10 protein-coding genes and 1 other RNA gene are annotated in these 19,169 nt (G+C 51.5%); 7 read left to right on the forward strand and 4 right to left on the reverse strand.

Going from position 1 to position 19,169, the window contains the following annotated elements; translation table 11 throughout:
- Window positions 1-4: 4 nt before the first annotated feature.
- A complete protein-coding gene (locus BN2106_RS11475; RefSeq protein WP_050698729.1) occupies window positions 5-2,158 on the reverse strand; it encodes a CRISPR-associated helicase/endonuclease Cas3 in 2,154 nt (717 codons plus the stop codon).
- A gap of 236 nt (window positions 2,159-2,394) precedes the next feature.
- Window positions 2,395-3,315, reverse strand: a complete 921-nt coding sequence (gene trxB, locus BN2106_RS11480; protein WP_050698730.1) for a thioredoxin-disulfide reductase — start codon at window positions 3,313-3,315, stop codon at window positions 2,395-2,397.
- Between the two features lie 1,681 nt (window positions 3,316-4,996).
- Between trxB and BN2106_RS11490 the strand changes: the two genes are divergently transcribed.
- The 4 genes from BN2106_RS11490 (at window position 4,997) to BN2106_RS11500 (ending at window position 7,443) form a co-directional block, all read left to right on the forward strand.
- Window positions 4,997-5,296 carry a DUF1292 domain-containing protein gene (locus tag BN2106_RS11490; RefSeq protein WP_050698732.1) on the forward strand — a complete coding sequence of 100 codons (300 nt, stop codon included), beginning with the start codon at window positions 4,997-4,999 and terminating at the stop codon, window positions 5,294-5,296.
- A gap of 3 nt (window positions 5,297-5,299) precedes the next feature.
- Window positions 5,300-5,489, forward strand: a non-coding RNA gene (gene ssrS / locus BN2106_RS15635) — 6S RNA.
- Window positions 5,490-5,650: 161 nt separating this feature from the next.
- Window positions 5,651-6,526, forward strand: coding sequence for a DegV family protein (locus BN2106_RS11495; protein WP_050698733.1), 876 nt, complete (start codon window positions 5,651-5,653; stop codon window positions 6,524-6,526).
- A 41-nt stretch (window positions 6,527-6,567) separates the two neighbouring features.
- Entirely contained in the window at window positions 6,568-7,443 is an 876-nt protein-coding gene (locus BN2106_RS11500; protein ID WP_050698734.1) for a DegV family protein, read from the forward strand.
- Between the two features lie 161 nt (window positions 7,444-7,604).
- On the opposite strand, the gene BN2106_RS11505 is transcribed toward BN2106_RS11500, so the two are convergent.
- Window positions 7,605-12,797, reverse strand: coding sequence for a putative Ig domain-containing protein (locus BN2106_RS11505; RefSeq protein ID WP_050698735.1), 5,193 nt, complete (start codon window positions 12,795-12,797; stop codon window positions 7,605-7,607).
- A 73-nt stretch (window positions 12,798-12,870) separates the two neighbouring features.
- Window positions 12,871-14,337: an ABC transporter substrate-binding protein gene (locus tag BN2106_RS11510; RefSeq protein WP_050698736.1), complete on the reverse strand. Its 1,467-nt coding sequence runs from the start codon at window positions 14,335-14,337 to the stop codon at window positions 12,871-12,873.
- A gap of 264 nt (window positions 14,338-14,601) precedes the next feature.
- On the opposite strand from BN2106_RS11510, the gene BN2106_RS11515 reads away from it, so the two are divergent.
- The 3 genes from BN2106_RS11515 (at window position 14,602) to BN2106_RS11525 (ending at window position 18,937) form a co-directional block, all read left to right on the forward strand.
- Entirely contained in the window at window positions 14,602-16,323 is a 1,722-nt protein-coding gene (locus tag BN2106_RS11515; protein WP_050698737.1) for a sensor histidine kinase, read from the forward strand.
- Window positions 16,301-17,521: a response regulator gene (locus BN2106_RS11520; protein WP_050698738.1), complete on the forward strand. Its 1,221-nt coding sequence runs from the start codon at window positions 16,301-16,303 to the stop codon at window positions 17,519-17,521. The genes BN2106_RS11515 and BN2106_RS11520 overlap by 23 nt, the downstream gene beginning before the upstream one ends.
- 285 nt (window positions 17,522-17,806) lie before the next feature.
- The gene (locus tag BN2106_RS11525) at window positions 17,807-18,937 is read left to right on the forward strand and encodes a linear amide C-N hydrolase (RefSeq protein WP_050698739.1); all 1,131 of its coding nucleotides are present in this window, start codon (window positions 17,807-17,809) and stop codon (window positions 18,935-18,937) included.
- The last annotated feature ends 232 nt before the right edge of the window (window positions 18,938-19,169 follow it).

The raw sequence follows: 19,169 nt of genomic DNA on the forward strand, positions 1-19,169 counted from the left end.
CCCTTTATGTTATAATTCCGATTCCACTGGATGCCAGGGCATCCAACCCGAGTTGCTCACTATATCTTTCATCGTTTAGTAAGACTGCGGTTTTTCCACAAATATATGTAATGGCTCCGGCGTCTCGCAAACAGTCAAATTCCTGCTGATATGTTATTGCAGCATAGGGCTGCAAGCGACGCAGTAAATCGCGGTTCGGCCCCTTCGCAAGTTCCTGAACCCATTGCTTTACGCGCTCTTCTTTGGCGATAATGACAGGAACAGTATTTTCTTTGATCATCTTGAATTTTTTCGCTATTTCTGGAAAATTACATAAAAATCCAAATTCAGTCCGGCTGGACTCCAGTTCATCCACAATTTGGGGTATATCCAAGCCCTCCGGCCCCTCTACTTTATACAGTTCAGTAAAATACGCATGGATCGCTTCCGGAGACGACAGGTCTTCATGATGGCGCATCACAAATTGCGCCGCTTTCAACGGCCGTCCCTGTGCATGTGGTCGATTGGCATATTGTTCTTCCGGATCAAATACAAACACATCGCTGATTCCTCTTTTTCCCTCGCGGTTACATCGGCCCGCCGCCTGCACCAGAGAATCCAGACCTGCCATTGCACGGTATACCACGGGGAAATCCACATCCACGCCCGCTTCGATCAACCGCGTCGCGACCACTTTGCAGGGTTTTCCCTCTTTTAAGCGCGATTTTATCTCCGCAATCACCCTCTTACGGTGCATCGGATACATCAAAGTGGAAAGATGGTAGCATCTATCCCCTTCCAGCAACTGATACAAATCCCGCGCCTGCTTCCGGTTGTCCACAATACATAGCGCCTGCTGGGCCTGTCCCATCTCTTCCGCGAGCATTTGGTTATACATCGCTCCCCGATAGATCAATCGTGTCCGCCGGAAAAAGTCGTACAGTTCCCGAGTATTTTTACAGATTTCCTGCATTGGCATATTCGGTGGGAAAAAGGGCTGCAACGCCGGCTGCGTCGCGCTGCACAGAACCGCCGTACATCGGTAATTCGCCACCAATTCCGCAATGGCTCTGACACAGGGTAATAAGTATTCTGTCGGCAGCATCTGCGCCTCATCAAATACCACCACACTGTTCGCTATACTGTGCAGCTTCCGGCATCGGGATGATTTACAGGCAAACAAGGATTCAAAAAACTGCACATTCGTCGTAACAATCACGGGCATATCCCAATTTTCCGCCGCCAGCTTTTGTACTTTTAGCACATCATTTTCCCGGTCTTCTTCAAAATCAAAGTTGGAGTGGTGTTCCAAAACATTTTCTTCTCCCAAAACGGATTTAAATTCGCCTGCGTTCTGTTCGATAATGCTGGTATAGGGGATAACGTAGATCACACGGTCCATTCTGTTGCGTATTGCATGCCGCAGCGCAAAGGCAAGGGATGACCATGTTTTTCCCCCGCCTGTCGGGACAGTAAGTGAAAACAACCCTCTGTCTGAATCGGCAGCCTCCAGACAGTTTTGTAAAATCTCATTTCTCTTAATGTGGATGGGTTTCGTGGCTCCCGCAAAGGTTTTCAGCTTCTGATCCAATTTATCCCTCAGGTACTCCAATGAAACCTGACTTTGCACGCGTCCTGTATGGCCGCCTTTCATAAAGGTTTCTGTATCGAGAAAATCCGCATCCACCAGACAGGAATACAGCATACGGATAAAAAAGGATATGGAAAAGCCCGCCTTATAGAGCGGCTGGAAGGGCTGTTTTTGGGGCAGCGGCGGCAGTGTATTTTCATCGTAAAAAGCGCTGTAGTCTTCGACTTTGCGTTTCAAACGGCCACATAGGGTCGCCTCTGCCTGCGTATCCGTGGGATTGCCTCCGTTTGGCAGCCCTCCATGGTGGCCTGCAATGCAATAGGCCAACCACATTCCCATACCCGGTATCATCTTATTAACAATTTGTGCACCGGCGGTGGAATGGTCCACATGGATATTGGCGCCATGGATTCGTTTTTGAAACGCTTCGGTATACTTTCCCGCATCATGCAACAGCGCACAGAGCGCTCCATATTCCCCGTCGCCAAAACAGTCTGCAAACTGCTCCGCCAATTCTGCTGTTTCCTGTGAATGTTGTAAAATGCTCTGTTCTGTCCCATCGTTTGTATTTATATGGGCTATATACACGATTTCACCTCCTGATTTCAGGAATATTCTGGTACAAGTATAACATATTCACCCTATTAATGACAGAATAATATTTTATTTTGCAATTTTTACAGTTTTGGTCCTAAAATTTCTATCAAACATTAAGTCGCTTGGGCTGTATACCCTATCTTTCAAGCCACACAAAGAAAACCCTGACGATAAAACAGTCCTATCACTGCTGTATCGTCAGGGTTTTTCATCGCCAAACTGTCAATTTATTTTTTGGTAAGATACTCTTCTGTCATGTGCGCGGCTACTGCGCCATCAGAAACTGCTGTTACAACCTGGCGCAAAACCTTTTGACGTACGTCGCCAGCGGCAAAGACACCCGGTAAATTTGTTTCTGTACTTTCTCCTGCATCAATATATCCTGCCGGGGTCAATCGGAGCGATTCTTTCACAAGTCCAGTATTCGGAATATTTCCCACTGCGATAAAAACGCCATCGCAGGTCAGTTCTTTTTGCTCTTCCGTCTTAACATTTTTCACGCGGATACCGGTTACTTTTCCGTTTTCCAAAATCTTCTCCACGACGGAATCCCATACAAACTCTACGTTTTCACACTTTTCCAACGGCTTCAGGTACGCTTTTGACGCTCTGAGCGTATCGCGCCTATGCACCAAATAGATCTTTTCGCATATCTTGGATAGAAAAACTGTATCCGCAGCCGCGGTATCTCCACCGCCAATGACAGCAACTGTCTTTCCTTTATAAAACATTCCATCACAGGTTGCGCAATAGGAAACACCTTTCCCGCGCAAGTTCTTTTCGTTTGGCAATCCCAGTTCTCGCGGAGAAGCGCCAAGTGCCAAAATCACGGCGCTGCTCTCATATTTCTCGCCATCTTCTGTACAAATTTTTTTGACTGGGGCGTCTAAATGCAACGAAGAAACCTGTGCAAAAACACTGACTGCACCAAAACGTTCCGCCTGTTTCTGCATTTCCATGGCCAACTCAAATCCATTTACGCCGTCTGCAAACCCCGGGTAATTGTCAATTTGGTCAGTAGTCCCCATCTGTCCACCTGGTGCCATTGCTTCTATAATTAAAGTGGAAAGTGCCGCGCGGGCACAGTACAGAGCCGCCGTATATCCAGCCGGCCCTCCGCCGACAACGATGACATCGTATTGATTCATACCGAATCCTCCTTCATACAGTCTATGTTCAGTTTGGCTGCTTTTCCTATCCTTATTATACACAACTTGTACACAAAATAGAAGAAAAAGGAAAACATAAAAACAGAAGCTCCGGTAACATTAATTACCAGAGCTTCCTTATTCAGAGCTATCGAACAAATTATGATCCTCTTACTATCTAAATACCTTTTCAGGTCTTTGGAATTTTAGTACATGGGAACCATTGGAATCATTCCTTATCTTCCCACGATTCTGGAATCTTACGCGTGTTTGAAACTATATTTTAGAACTACCCAAATAATACTTCATGTTCATGCTGAACTACTTTTTAATAAAAGTTAACCGGGTTTTAAAGTATAGATCACGCTATTCCGAATAAAGGAGTTTGTTTGTGCAAACCATTGGTTGATTCTTAATACAGATCGTATCCTTTCTCAATTCATGGTCGGCTAAAAATTCAATTGCCCTTTGGACTCATTCCTTTTCGCGTTATTTTATAAAAACGAGATAATGAATGATACCGTTCTTTTGCAAAATCAGCTTGTGAATAAATCAAATTTCCCGCGCGGGTCCTTTTTTACTCTCTGATCTTTGCTAGAAACGATCGCCTTTAGAAAATTCTGCATCATCAGTTCTCTCTTCAACTTACGATTTATTCCAATCTTTTCGTTTTCAAAAACTATATGCAGGTTTCTTCCGGCATTCAACCTAAACAAGTACTTCACTCTACCAGCGATACAGGCTTCTAGGCTTTCTGGTTACAAATTCCCTGTTGATCCAATTGGACCGCTCACTTTCATTCTGCTTTTATTCTGTACCTTCTCAAAAGAAATCCAGCTTACAGGCATTATCGGTTTTTCAATTACAGCTTTCTTTTTCGACTGGTTGGCTGTTTTCTTCCTCCTGTTTTCGCTCCGGTCTTTTCAGAATCCGGCATTACAGGCTCTCCGTTATACAGTTACAACCCCTCTAAAAACGAAATACTGATTGTAGACCTCATCCTGTCTTTCGTTCTGTCCTTTTTTAAAGATTTCCAGGTTTACAGACTATTTGAGTGTTGCGATGCAATTTTCTCCAGAATACTGACCGATTGCTCTATCCTGCTTTCAGTTACCGGTGTCTGTGGTTGCTCATTTGGATTCTCCAGCTTTTCCTCTATGCGATAAACACTGTATTTTCCAACCTGTTTATACTTTGCACTTTGGTAACAGCTGGTATCTCATTGGTTGCAAATAAATAAAATTGATTATTTAGGATAGACTAATCAATTTTCAGGAATACAGCTTCCACTGTTGGGGATCTTATTGTTCAGAAGTGCAAGCCCGACAGACTGCACTTTGAAACTGTATACTTTCTGTGTCCATGGGACTCACCCTTTCTCTTAAAAGCTACCTTTACATGAAAGAGACCTTTTCAATAGCCGATGCCTTTTCCCTATTGCTTCTCATGGTACCATTTTTGTAATACCACCAAAGCGTTTACTTATCTGGCATCTTAATTCTTTTTCTCTCCCCTGTTTCTGTCTATATTATAAGCCCCGTTTTTGTGAATGTCAATACTTTTTTTAAACTTTTTAGCGTTTATATATAGATAATTTTATAACAAAAGATTTCTGTTGACTTAGCGTTCCTGGAAAGGTAAAATAAATAACGAAGATCAATCTGTAAAGGAGATGACCCCAATGAACGAAGAATTCGGCGCTGATCTGATTACATTGATCGATGACGAGGGTGAAGAACACGAGTTTGAAATCCTCGATGTAATTGATAACGATGAAGGCTGCTTCTACGCGTTGCTTCCTACCTTTGACGATCCGCAGGATGAGCTGGAATCGGAAGGCACCTATTACATCTTCGAGGCAATCGAAGAGGACGGCGAGCAGCAGCTTGCGGAAGTGGAAGACGAAGAACTGCTGGACCGCCTTGCGGAAATCTTTGAAAAGCATTTTGAAGAGCTCTACGAAGAAGAACCAGAAGATTAAATGTTCCCCCTGCCTGGTGCGTGGACTTGTGTATAAATAACCCTACACTTTTAAATCGGGAGCTTAGCTCCGGCGGCGGACCGCAGACCTCCCGGCCTTGTGCTGGAAGAAGGGAGTGGAAAACCGTTGGGCGGGCACCCACCTGTCTTTCGTAGGCAGGTTATTTCGCACATTACGGCCAGGCGGGATTCATTTAAAAAATCAGGCTCCTGTTTTTGACAGGAGCCTTTTGTTTTATCCAGTCAGCGTTCCAGTCTTTGACAGACGTTTTGGGATCGAGTATAATATTGGATAATCCATTGATGGACATTTGACCCAAAATGGAAGTTGTTATGGACAAAAGGAGCTGAATTTATGAGCGGTTATCAAATCATTACCGATTCCAATACAGACCTAACCCCCGCGCTGGTGGAGGAACTGGACGTGCACGTAATCCCGATGGAGTATACATTGGGCGGAACTACCTATTTGCAGTACCCCGACGAGCGCGAGCTTCCTACCAAAGAGGTATACGAACGCCTGTCCGCCGGAGAGGTTGCCACTACCAACCAGATCAATTCCCTGACTTTTACAGAGACATTTGAGCCATACCTGCAAAAGGGCTTGGACATTCTATATATTGGGTTCTCCTCCGGACTTTCCGGAACATATAACTGCTCCCGCCTGGTGGCGCAGGAGCTTACGGAAAAATACCCGGACCGCAAAATCCTGGTTGCAGATTCTCTCGCGGCATCCATGGGAGAAGGCCTGCTGGTCTACAACGCGGTGCAGCAGAAAAACGCCGGGCGTTCCATCGATGAACTGTACCAATGGGTTATGGACAACCGCAACCGGCTGGCGCACTGGTTCACAGTGGACGATCTGAACTTTCTCAAGCGCGGCGGACGCGTCTCCGGTGCGGCGGCCATGTTCGGCACGATGTTGGGCATCAAACCCGTGCTGCATGTAGATGACAAGGGCCATTTGATTCCGGTGGAAAAGATTCGCGGACGGCGGCAGTCTTTGAACGCACTTGTGGACCACATGGCAAAGACGGTGGAATGTCCGGAAGAACAGACGGTTTTCATCAGCCATGGAAATGCATTGGAAGACGCAGAATATGTTGCGGAACAAGTAAAATCGCGCTTTCATGTAAAGAATACCTATATCAACTATATTGGACCGGTCATCGGTTCGCATTCCGGACCCGGTACCATCGCGTTGTTTTTCCTTGGAAAGAGTAAAGACTGAGCAGTTTTCCGCTGCCGCCCAAAGGAAAGGAAACGATCTGTATGAACGACTATCAAATCATCACGGACGCCTGTGCGGATCTGACACCAAAGCTGGTGGAAGAACTCGGAGTCGACGTCATCCCCATGGGCTTTCAGATGGGTGATACAAGCTATACGCATGATCCCGATGAGCGGGAACTCACCGCAAAGGCCTTTTTTGACCGCCTTCGCAAGGGTGAAATGGCCACTACCAACCAGATCAACCAGGCCATTTTCACGGAAGTTTTTGAATCATACCTGCAAAATGGACAGGATGTTCTGTATATCGGTTTTTCCTCCGCGCTTTCCGGAACGTTTCACAATTCCGTTTTGGTTGCTGAAGAGCTGGCGCAGAAATACCCGGAACGCAAAATTCACGTCTGCGACTCCCTGACTGCTACATTCGGAACCGGATTGCTGGTCTATTATGCCGTGCAGAAAAAGAATGAGGGTATGGACATCGACCAGCTCAGCAAGTGGTTACAAAGCGAGCGTTTTCTGGTGTCCGGCTGGTTTACGGTGGATGACCTGAACTTCCTCAAGCGCGGCGGACGGCTTTCCGGCGCGGCGGCACTGGTCGGCACGATGCTGGGCATTAAACCGATTCTGCGTATCACGGAAGAGGGCAAACTGGTCCCGATGGAAAAGGTTCGCGGGCGCAGGCCGTCCCTGAACACGCTGCTGAGCCACATGGAAAAGAACTTCCGTGACAGCGGCGACCAGGTGGTTTTCATCATCCACGGCGACTGCCCGGAGGATGCATCCTATCTGAAAAAAGAGATTAAGAGCCGCTATAAGACCAAGCATATTTACACAAACAACATCGGTCCAATCATCGGCGCGCACACCGGCCCAGGTGCGATTGCCATCTTTTATATCGGCAAAGGCCGCAATTAAAGGCGCAACACAGAAAAAACAAAGCGCGAAGAGGTCCTCCAGAATGTGGAGGACCTCTTCGCTTATTTATAAAACATGGGGATTGTTTTATAACCATTTATTTCTGATGGTAACTGTGCCGTGGAGCTGCGGTCAAGTACGCACCTCGGTGATGTTCTCAATTAACCGATGGTGACTGTGCAGTGCTTTTGCGGCTCTCCATTGGGTAATTGCGTATACACGCCGGTACTCTGGCCCGGTGCGCCGATGGCCCAGACCCTGTAATAGAAATCGTTTCCAATCTGCGCGACAAACTGCGTTTTAAACACGTTTCCATTGCCGACCGTAAAGCTCGGTACGATACCGGAAGCGCCATTGACAACTGTCATCTTGAAGCAATACGCCTGCCCTCTGCGGACTGTGAACGGAAGCGTCGTGTCAGAGCGGACATAGGCGCCCTGTGCCGCTGTGCCGCCTGTGACGAATGCCGTGCCATCCGCGCCATATGCATTTCCAGCCGGTATCGAACTGGAAGAGGTCTTGCCGGAGCTGCTGGTCTTCCTTTCCAGCTCCTTGACAGTCGTTTCCAGATTCTTTGCAAGCTGGTCCACATACGCCTGATCGTTTTCACTCAGGGCATCATCCGCCATGGCGGCTTCCGCCTCTGCGATCGCCTGACGAACGGCTGTCGCGGTCTTCGCTGTATACTTGGTCAGGTCGATCTGTTTCGCAGACTTCAACAGTTCTTCCAGATTTGTTTTATTCGCCTTCAACCGCAGTTCCAGAATAGAATTCATCAGTTTCTCCGTCGCCGCTTCAATCTCCTGCTGGGTCACATATTCGTCCGCATAGACGTCCTGCGCCTCCTGCAGCGCCGCAATAAACGCTTCTTTTCCGGCTTCTACATACTGATCCAGATCATAGCGCTCCGCCTCTGCAATGGCTTCTGCCAGGAGAGACTTGTCGACCGCCTCGATGCCCAGAGCGTGGATCCATTTGACCAGATTGGTCCAGCCTTCCAGTACCTCTTCCCTGGTCGCGTCCGAATTGCCTCTTATCTGCTTCGCCTCGGCCAGGGCTTTTTCAAAGCCCTTTTTGACATCCGCATGAACCCCTTCATACGCTTCAGATGCCATCTGTTCTTCCGCATAGCCAATGACCTTGTTCAACAGGGTTTTATCAGCCTCCGGAGCGTCTGTATTCTCTTCAATTATGAGCGTGTACGGTACGATGCTGGTAACCGGGTTGCCTGCAAAGGTCTGCGTATCCAGTTCCAGATAAAGGTTGTATGTGCCCGCCGTTCCAGCCGCCGGCGTACCGCTGATGGTTCCAATAAAGTTCTTTTCCGTCAGGCTGAGGCCTTCCGGCAGTGCATCGCTGTTCGCCGCAAGTTTATAGGTATAGTCCGTGCTGAACGGGCCATTCAGCGCCTTAATCTCCTGGGAGAACGCCTTGCCTTCTTTTGCCGTGAATACGCTGAAGGGCATTGGATCGGAATCCAAACGGCCCTTGACGAACAGCTGGAAGGTCTTTGTCACAGAAGCGACACTGTCTTCCGCACGGATGACGATCTGATAAACCCCGGAGGAATCGGAGGCCAGCGTGCCTTCCAGTTTGCCATCTTCAGACAGCTCCAGGCCGTTGGGCAGCGGGTCGCCGGACGCATCGACGGAGAATTTGACATCGCCCTGCGCGTTTGCGGCTTTCAACTGCACGGTGGGATAGGTTTCGTTCGCGTTGCCCATCTCCAGGCTGCCGGTCACAATTTGCAGCTCCTGGCTCTCAGACGGGTCTCCGACGACGAGCGGAACCACCCTGGTGCTGCTTTCACCCAGGGCGTCGGTGACAATCAGGGTGATCTCATATTTGCCTTCCGCAGATTCCGGCACCACGCCGGGGATAAAGAACAGGCCGAACATCAGGTTGCCGCTTTTGATGCTGCTGCCGGACAGAGCGAATCCGGACGGGAGGTCTTTCACCTTCCAGGTATACGGGGCCAAGCCGCCTTCCGCCTGCAGGTCGCAGGTGTAGCTTGTATTCAGCTCCGCATGGCTCAGCTCTTCCAGGCTGACTTCTACCGACTTCACAATGGTATGCAGGGTATAATGCGCGGTTCCGTTTTTGCCGTCCGGGGCAGTTACCTGCACATCGATGTCAAACTGCTTCGGCTCCGCTTCCTGGGAACTGCCGCTGAGCACGCCGTCCTCAGAAAGCGTGATGCCGTTGGGCAGCGGGTCTTCTGTACGATAAACTGCACCTGCAATCTTGTTGCCGTCCGCGTCCTTTGCTTCCAGTTCCACACGGTACTCCTGGTTCTGGCGGGCGATCGGCAGCGCTTCCGGCACGATTTCCAGTTCACCTTCCACCGTCAGCTGTAACTCCTTCACGGCGACGGCGCCCTCGTTGTCTGTTACCTGGAAGGTAATATCATAGACGCCCTGCTGGCCTTCCGCTGCTTTGCCGGTGATCCGGCCGTTCGGCAGCAGTGTCAAGCCCTCGGGGAGCTGGTCCTTGCTGTCCTGCGCGACAGAAAAGGAATAGGAGGTTCCTTCGCCGCCAGCTGCAATCAGCGGATTGACCTTTCTCTCCGCGTATTCGCGGTTGACCTTTGCAAGCGGAAGCTCCGTCGTGCGGATTTCCAGTGTCTCCGCATACTGGTGCTTATCCTCCATGGTGGAAAGCGCGCTCTGCCCGATGGCGCGCAGGAAGTGGTAAGCGTTGCGCTGCATGTCCTCGATGGTGACAGTTCCCTTTTCTCCAAGGCCCTCCACGATCTTATCCGGGATGCGATACATGACATGCTTACCGGACATGATGACGTCATTGCCGCCCGCCATTTCCAAATCCGGGTCTGCGATGGTATCCAGATCGCCCCAGTCGGTGACGACGAAACCGTCAAAGCCCCACTCTCCGCGGAGAATGTCGATCAGCAGTTCTTCACTGGCGGCACAGTACTGGCCGTTGAGCTTATTGAACGCGGACATGACGTTGGTCACCGCACCGGTTTTCACCGCCATTTCAAACGGCTTGAGGGTTACTTCACGCAGCGCGCGCTCGGTGCTGATGACGTTCATTGCGTCAAGGCTGGTGCCTTTTTCCAACGTTGTTTCATTTTGCAGGCCACGGCGGTACCACTCCTGATCATTGCCGGCGTAGTGCTTCAGGCAGACCGTAACGCCGCTCTCGTTGACGCCCGTCGCCACAGTGGCGGCGGTGATGCCGCTCAGAATCGGGTCTTCGGAATAGTACTCATTGTTGCGCCCGTTGAGCGGGTTGCGATGCAGGTTGATACTGGGCGCAAGCCAGATATCCACATTGATGGCAACCATTTCTTCTCCGACGGCCTCGCCAAATTCTTTCAGCAAGTTCTTGTTCCAGATGCAGGCCACTGCCGCCGCGCGGGGCCAGCCGACATTCTTATCCAGACCCAGGGATTCAGATGCATTGTAGGAAATACCCGCGGAACCGTCCGCATAGATCATGGACGGAATGGCCAAACGCTCGACCGTACGGGACTGTCCCGCGCCGCTGGTTCCAATATTCGCTTTTGTCCCGACATTGTCGATGCGGATGCCGGAATCATCGGCGTAATACGTCTCGATCCCCGCCGTTGCACCGCCGGAGCAGAACATGACCAGTTCGTCCTGTGTCATCTGGGATACAAATTCCGGCAGGCTGATGGTACCGTCCACGACAGCGCTGTATTTATAGACCGGCGCGTCCTCCGGCAGCTCTTCCACAACGGTCTCTTCCAGCTGCGGGGCCTGTGTCTTTGCATCGATGTTGGAAGCGTCCACGGTTGCGGCAGCTTCCCGCGCCGCGGCCAGTTCTTCTTCCTCCCCCTCATAGGTGATGGGCTTCGCGTTTTTGGTGGTCAGGGCTTTTTCTTCAAACAGCGCTTTGGCGTCTTCAGACATCACCAGTTCATTGGAGAGCTGTTCCACCAGCAGTTCCTCTTCCACACGGAAGCAGCCCGCCACATGCGTATCGCGGGAAGAACCGCCCACGCGGATATAATAGTTGCCCGGTTCCAAAATGTAGGCCGCCTGTTCCTCGTCGTAGGAAGCAAAGTCTTCAAGCGGGATGTTGAATGTGATTTCCTGCGATTCGCCGCCCGCCAGCAGCTTCGTTTTCTCAAAGTCAATCAGCTTCTGATAGGGCTGCTCCAAGTCGCCCTCCGGCGCACTGACATATACCTCCGCGACCTCCTTACCGGGGACAGCCTCCGGGTCCTCCGTCACATTTGCAACGGTGACTTCAACGGTCAGCTCCTTTGCCCCTTCCTTTACGGAAACGCTCATGTCCTCAAACGCAAACTCGGAATAGGACAGGCCGCTGCCGAAGGGATACAGGACGTCTTTTCCAAAGGTATCAAAATACCGCTGTCCCTCAAAGATTCCCGTCGTGTACAGGGAAACCGGGTCCTGCGGGCCGAACGCGGAATTGTTCTTTGCAAAATCGAGCCCGGCGTCCGCATAGGAGGTGTAGCCGAAGCTGTCCACCGTGGGATGTTCTTCATAAGTCTCCGTAATGGTGTCCGCCAGCTTTCCGCTGGGATTGGCGTAACCGAACGCAAGTTCCGCCAGCGCGTAGCCGTTCTGGGAGCCGCCCGCGTAGGAAATCATGACGCCGTCCACGCCGTACTCCTTGACCCAGGACATATCCATGGAGCCGTTGACGCTCATGATGACCGCCACTTTGTCAAATTTATCGCTGACCTGCTCCAACAGGACTTTCTCAGAATGGTTCAGATACCAGTCGCCCGGCTGCTGGATGCGGTCCATCTCCTCAGAGCCGGTGGTCCGGGTCAGGAACACGACCGCCGTATCGCAGGCCTCCGCTGCGCGGGCCACCAGGCCGTCGTCCTTCACTTCGCCGTCGTCCAGCTTGACTTCCGGCGTCGCCACACCCGCCGTCATGCTGAAGCCCGTGCCGGAATAAACCGGGGTGCCCCACTCGTCCGGCGCCTCCTTCGCGGTATCCCAGCCGTGGTCCACATTGCCGGACTGACTCACGTGCGCTTCGTAATAGGCGCGCAGCTCCGGATACGCTTCCATGCCCAGCTTATCCATGCCGTCCAGGAAGTTTGTTGTATACGCGCCGTTTGCCGCGCCGGAGCCGCTGCCGCCGGTGGACGGCTTAATCTGTCCGTTGCCAAACACCGCCACGGGCTTATCCGTGCGCAGCGGGAAAACGCTGTTTTCATTTTGCGCCAGGACAATGCTTTCCAGTTCCATTTGTTTGGCCAGCTTCGTATTGGCAATGCTCATGTCCGTTGTGCCGACCGGTCCGGTGGTCGCGTTTGCCACGGTGCTGCCCGCCGCCAGCATGCATGCCAGCATCAGGGATACGGTTCTTTTCCAAAGATGCCTCATCTTTTGTCTCTCCTTTTTCTTTTCCAATTGTTCCGCGTGCTTCTTTGTCCCGCAACCGTTTCCCGTTCCCGCCTTAGCGCCGGCTTGCCTTCCACTGGTCCAGCTGACGCTGCGTCTCCTCGACCAGCTTGTCCGCACCGGCCGCTTTGCACTTTTCCAAAAGCGCCGGCAGCGCCTGATCGACGTCCAATACGCCAAAGCCCAGGCCGCGCCTGTATGGGGCCGCCGCGGCTTCCAGCTCGTCCAGATCTACGCCGCGCAGCTGGTCCTCGTCAAATTGAAATCCATAGGCAGGGGATACGATTGCCGAACGATTAAATCGTTTCATTTGCTCTGCAATATCCAAGGGGGTTCCGGTCCACGGGTTTGCCAGCGAACCGTTAAAAAGCCATTTGCCCAGAAAGGTATAGGTTACGTTATCTTTGTTGATACCGGGCGGGTAATCAAAATGCCCGTCTCCGGTTTTCACATAATGCCGCCCTTCCAATCCATAGCAGATCAGATTGGTCAGGTCGCTGTCGGTATACAGCAGGTTCAGCACCTTGACCGCTTCCCGTGGATGCGCCGACCGTGCGTTGACGCACCAGAGGTACATGCAGTCGCTCAGGGTATTCCGATGCGGCCGGTCGCCAAAGGAAATAAACTCCATGGTGTCTCCATAGATTGCCTTCGCATAATGGACCTCGTCCGGACGAATGACAAACTGCGTGCAGAACGCATTGCCTGCCGCCACCTGATCCACACCAGTCTCCATATTGGTCACAACATCCTGCTGCAGATAGCCCTTTTGATACCATCGGCGCAGCAATCGCGCCCGCGCTTCGTATTCCGGCGTTTCATACAAATTGACCGCCCGCAGGGAATCGTCGCCATAGTACACCATTGCCATCCCGCCAGCCAGCACGTCACCGATGACACATCGCGTGTCCACCGGAGCGAGAGGCACATTCGCCACATAGGGAATCAGGTCGGGTTCCTGCTGCCGGATAACAGAAAATACATTCTCCAGATCTTCAAATCGTTTGATCTGCGAGACATCGATCCCATATTTGTCCAGATATTTTTTCGCAAACATGATGCCGTCGCACTCAATATCGCCCATCGCCTTGGGAACGCCGTATATTACGCCATCCCGCCGGGCGAGCTCCAGTTTTGGTTTCCCCATCACCTCCACAATGTCCTGACCGCAATCTTCCAGCGCACTGTCCAGCGGCGCCAGGTATCCCTTGGACGCGTACTCCTTGTAGCTGCTGTAACCGCAATAAACCAGATCCGTCGGCTCGCTGTTGCTTATATAAAAGCTGCCGCCGGCGTCCGCATTTGCCACCAGCTCAATATGTACGCCCGCCTTCTCCACGCCGATCCGGTCCGCTTCCGCGCTGACCAGCGCGTATTCTTCCGGCTCTGCGTACGCTGCAACCTGCACGCGGACAATTGGCAATTCCGCTTCCGGTTCTGCCCTCTTTTCCGGTTCTGTTCCGGTACATCCCGTCAGAAACAAAACCGACGCGAGGATTGCCGCCAGATAAATTCGCTTCATAAAAACTCTCCTTCCAGCCGGAGGAAAAGCTTTCTGTGGGTTTATCATACCGCTTTTCCCCTGTGTTTTCTGCCTCTATCCCGACCTGGATTGTTGCTATTCCGACTTTCGTATTCGGATTACTTAGTTTATTGAAAAAAGCTTTATTCCCTTATGCTTTTGACTTTTTTATCATAATAGTCTAAAATAAACAAAGATGCAAATGCAATTTTAGATGAAAGAGGGAGACAAAACGTGACAGGCCGTAAACGGATATTTCGCACCATGCGAAGTCAGATCACCGCTATTTTTCTTCTGTGCGTGGTGCCAGTGGTCCTGATCGCGCTGGCCAGCAGCCTGCACGCGGTCCGCGTCGTGCGGGACCAGGCGTTTCAAGCCAACCGGAACACACTGGCGCTTCGGATGGAATCGATCGACCGGGATCTGGAAAATACATCTTCCTTTCTTTCCTCCTTTCTTCTGGACACCTCCACCTATTCCAAAATATCCGCGCCGCGGGACAGTCTGGCGCGGCTGAATGCGCTGACTGCCGTACAAAACGCGTTTTCTAAATACCTGCGTGCGTATCAAAACACGGACGGGCTGTTTTTCTACTACCACACCACGCGGGATTATATCGCCGCCAGCCTGAAAAACGAAACCATAACAGAACGGAACGCCATCCGTAAATTCCTGCTGGAACACCTGACGGATGCCGCCTTTGCGGATCAATGGGAAACGGGCTGGTTTCCGCAGGAGATCGGCGGGCAGTTTTATCTCCTGCGCATCACCAAGCTGAATGGCGTCTATGCCGGTTCCTGGATCTGTGCGGACAATCTGGCGACCCCCACCAAAAAGGTGGTGGAAAACACCGGCGGCCTGGTCTTGCTTTCCACTGCCAACCGGCAGCCAATGACCGACCAGATGCTTCTGAAGGAAAAGGACATCGTCCTTTCAAATGAATTGCAGCCCGATGCGCATCTTTTTTCCCGGTCGGACTATCTGATCGCGGACGTCGCCTCCGCAACCGGCTCGTTTCATCTCCTGTTTTTGATTCCGGACCGGACCCTGCTGGAGGGCCTGGATCTGTCCAACATCCTGTTGGTCCTGCTTTCCGTCGTCTCCATCGCCGGTATCCCCATTTTAATGATTTTGCTCTGGAAGAAAATTTTTGTTCCGCTGCGCCGCGTCACAGACGGTATGCACGCAGTGCGCAACGGCAATTTTGACGTAAGTCTTCCCGATATGCCCCGAACCACCGAACTGGCCGCTGTGACGGACGCCTTCAACGAGATGACGCGGGAAATCCACACCTTAAAAATCGATGTATACGAGGAGCAACTAAAGAGGAATCGGGCACAATTGCAGTATTTAAACCTACAGATCAAACCGCACTTCTTTCTGAATTCCCTCAACGTCATTTACAGCCTTGCGCTGGTCAAGGATAATCGCCTGATTCTGGAAATGACCACCTGCTTAATGAAGCATTTCCGCTACATGTTTAAAAGCCCGGACACACTGGTGACCATACAGGAAGAGCTGGTCCATGTGCAAAATTACCTTCGCATCCAGGAGTTGCGATTTGATGCCAAATTCCGTCCCTCCGTGGAGATAGAACCCGCCCTGTACAGCGCCTGTATCCCCACCCTGGTTCTGCACACCTTTGTAGAAAACATTGTAAAGCACGCGTATTCCAACGAGAAAGAAACACAAATTCACATCTCTATTAAAGGACACGGAGAAGCGCTGGATATTTGGATTTCTGACAACGGCTCCGGCTATCCGGAAGCTCTGCTGCCGGAACTGAACCTCGCGGAGCTTCCCGACGAGGACCAGGAAGCGCATATCGGTATTTATAACATTAAGCAGCGGCTGAAACTGATCTATGGACAGCAGGCCGTTCTGCATTTTGAGAACTTGGCATCCGGCGGGGCTGCCGTGCACCTGCGGCTGCCTCTTGTCCGGAAGGAAGGAGGCCCCGGCCATGAAGCTTCTTTTGGTGGATGACGAGGTAATTGCGGCAAACGCGCTCCGGCAGGCATTTGATTGGAAAAATTGGGGCGTCGGCAGCGTCTTTGTTGCAAACAGCAGCAAACAGGCCAAGCAGATTTTGCAGGAGGAATGCATTGACATTCTGCTGTGCGACATCGAGATGCCCGGCGAAAGCGGACTGGAACTGGTGGCCTGGCTGCAAACCGATTTTCCGGAGATCGTCTGTATCCTTTTGACCTGTCATGCAGATTTCTCTTACGCGGCACAGGCCATCCGGAACGGCGTTTCCGATTACCTGTTAAAGCCGGTGGACTTTGCGGAATTGGGCCGCGCGCTGCAAAAAGCCGCCGCACAGATTGCACGGCAGCAGGAGGAGCGGGAACAGCAGCAGGGCCGGCAATATTGGGAAAGCAACAAGAACCTGGTTGCGGAACGCTTCTGGTACGATATTTTGTCGGGCGCTTACCAGGGGATCGACTACCGCTTCATTGAAAAGGACGCCCGTCTGCGCGCCGCCGAATTCGATGCGGATGCGCTCTACACCCCTGTGCTGCTGCATGCAAAAGCCGCCGGTTCCGCCATTGTGGAACGGAACCTGTTTGCCTATGCCTTCAAAAACATCGCCGCCGAACTCCTCTTGGAGGGCTTTCCACAGATTCCGATTGTCTCCATGGACGAATCCAGCTTCGCGGTGCTTTTGCCCGTATGCAGTCCTGCGGAAATCACCTCCCGATGCAGGCGGTTTGCTGCCGCCTGCCGGGCACATCTGCACGCAGAGGTCCGGTACTCTCAGGCAGGCCCTTGTCCGGTCCACGCCCTGTATACCGCTGTGCAAATGCTCGCCAAGGAAGGGCACCCGCATACGGAACCGCAAAAAAAGAGCCCACCGTCCGACTCCGTGGTCGATCGGGTCAAGCGCAGCATTTCGCAGCGCCTCGGCGAACCGCTGACGCGCGAAGGACTCGCGGGCGAGGTTTTCCTTAATCCCGACTATCTGGGGCGCCTGTTTAAAAAAGAAACGGGGACTTCCATCAACGACTATCTGGTCGGCGCGCGGCTACAGGAAGCCAAACGGCTGCTGCGGCAGACGGAATACAGCATTGGAGAAATTGCCTCTCGTGTCGGCTATTCAAACTTTTCGTATTTTTCCAAGTTATTTAAAACCGAAACCGGCTATACACCGAACGAATACCGGCTGCATCGCCAGCCATAAAGAGATATAGAACGGCAAAAGGTTGTAAGCCAAAAAGAAGCATTCGTGACCCATAAGAGAAAAGCTCCATGTGGTGAAAAAGAATCCACATGGAGCTTCTTGTATTTTTCAGCTCTCTTCCCAAACAGCATCGCGGTGTCCGCATTTTCATCTGGTGCTTTCCTTTTTGTTTTGATATAGTTTTTTAGCATAGATATGTATCCAACATAAGTATTTGCTATCCCATAATTTCAATGCTAAGATGAAGGCACAGATTAAATCGCAAAACAAAGGAGAACATCCCGAATGAAAAACGCAAAGCGAATCGTTGCCTGTATTCTCATGGCTTTCTCTCTGCTGACTTCCGGATGCAGCCAACAGGCGAACCCGCCCATAAACAAAGACAGCAGCGGCATGACAAGCAGCGGGTCGGAACCGGATAACGGGACGAAAATCATCCCCACAGACAAAATCACCGCCTTGGAAGACGGCCTGGATGTCGTAAGGTTCGAGGGAGACTACGGTTTCTCTGATTTTCTGGCACAAGGGGGCGCATCGTCGGATCGCGATGTCGTCGAGTATCTGGCTGCAAACCTGCTTGACAACTTCAACATCGAAGGGATTTTAGGCAATCTGTTCGGCTGCAGCACCTTGGCCGCGACAAGTCCGGAAGGCGACGCCCTCTTTGGCCGGAATTTTGACTGGGACACCTGCAATGCCCTGGTGGTAGCCTCTTATCCCGACGATGGCTATGCCTCTATTTCTACTGTCAATACCGATTTTGTGGCCCAGGGAGCGGAAAGCGGTACTGTGGGAGCAGCGCTTGCACTGGATCAGGTAAAAACACTCGCAGCGCTGTATGCCCCGTTGGATGGCATGAACGAGGCAGGGCTGGCAGTTTCGGTAAATATGATCCAGGACAGTGACACCATCGATCAGGACACGGATCAACCGGACATCACCACTACAACGGCGGTCCGTCTGCTGCTGGACAACGCCGCGGACGTGGATGAGGCTTTAATGCTACTGCAGCAATACGATATGCATGCTTCCATGGGCTACATGGTCCACTTCGCCCTGGCGGACCGGAGCGGCAACAGTGTGGTTGTAGAGTATGTGAACAACGAAATGGTCGTGACGGAAACACCGGCGGTCACCAACTTTTATCTGTCTGATGGAGAAAAATACGGCGTTGGTACGCGTCAATCCCACGAGCGCTACGACCTCCTGATGGAACGCTTTTCCCAATCTGAACACATGCGCATGACAGATATGCGGGATGCACTGGACAGCGTGAGCAAGGACAACTTTGATGAATTTGCATCCACCGAATGGAGCATTGTGATGAATCTTACCACCGGAGAAGCCCGGTACTACCACCGGGAAAACTATGAAACCGGCTATGTGCTGACAATCAAAGGAGGTGAACCGGCATGAACATCCCAAGAACCTTATGGAACCTCTGGCAGCTCAAACGAAACGAGAAGATGACGCTCCACCAAATGCATGCGTTTCAGCAGGTCAAGCTCCGTAAAATGCTCCGCCATGCCTATGCGTATTCAGACTATTACCGTAAGACTTTTGAAAAGGCCGGTATTACGGCGAAAAATCTTGACACTACCCCGCTTTCTCACTTTCCCACAATGGATAAATCCGCTTTGCTCAAGCA

This window comes from Anaeromassilibacillus senegalensis (assembly GCF_001261775.1).
GTDB lineage: Bacteria > Bacillota > Clostridia > Oscillospirales > Acutalibacteraceae > Anaeromassilibacillus > Anaeromassilibacillus senegalensis.

Excerpts from the sequence above, each read along its gene's own strand:
- BN2106_RS11500 (WP_050698734.1), top strand. The coding sequence starts at position 6,568 with ATGAACGACTATCAAATCATCACGGACGCCTGTGCGGATCTGACACCA.
- BN2106_RS11525 (WP_050698739.1), top strand. The coding sequence starts at position 17,807 with ATGAAAAACGCAAAGCGAATCGTTGCCTGTATTCTCATGGCTTTCTCT.
- BN2106_RS11495 (WP_050698733.1), top strand. The coding sequence starts at position 5,651 with ATGAGCGGTTATCAAATCATTACCGATTCCAATACAGACCTAACCCCC.
- BN2106_RS11520 (WP_050698738.1), top strand. The coding sequence starts at position 16,301 with ATGAAGCTTCTTTTGGTGGATGACGAGGTAATTGCGGCAAACGCGCTC.
- trxB (WP_050698730.1), bottom strand. The coding sequence starts at position 3,315 with ATGAATCAATACGATGTCATCGTTGTCGGCGGAGGGCCGGCTGGATAT.
- BN2106_RS11510 (WP_050698736.1), bottom strand. The coding sequence starts at position 14,337 with ATGAAGCGAATTTATCTGGCGGCAATCCTCGCGTCGGTTTTGTTTCTG.
- BN2106_RS11515 (WP_050698737.1), top strand. The coding sequence starts at position 14,602 with ATGCGAAGTCAGATCACCGCTATTTTTCTTCTGTGCGTGGTGCCAGTG.
- BN2106_RS11490 (WP_050698732.1), top strand. The coding sequence starts at position 4,997 with ATGAACGAAGAATTCGGCGCTGATCTGATTACATTGATCGATGACGAG.
- BN2106_RS11505 (WP_050698735.1), bottom strand. The coding sequence starts at position 12,797 with ATGAGGCATCTTTGGAAAAGAACCGTATCCCTGATGCTGGCATGCATG.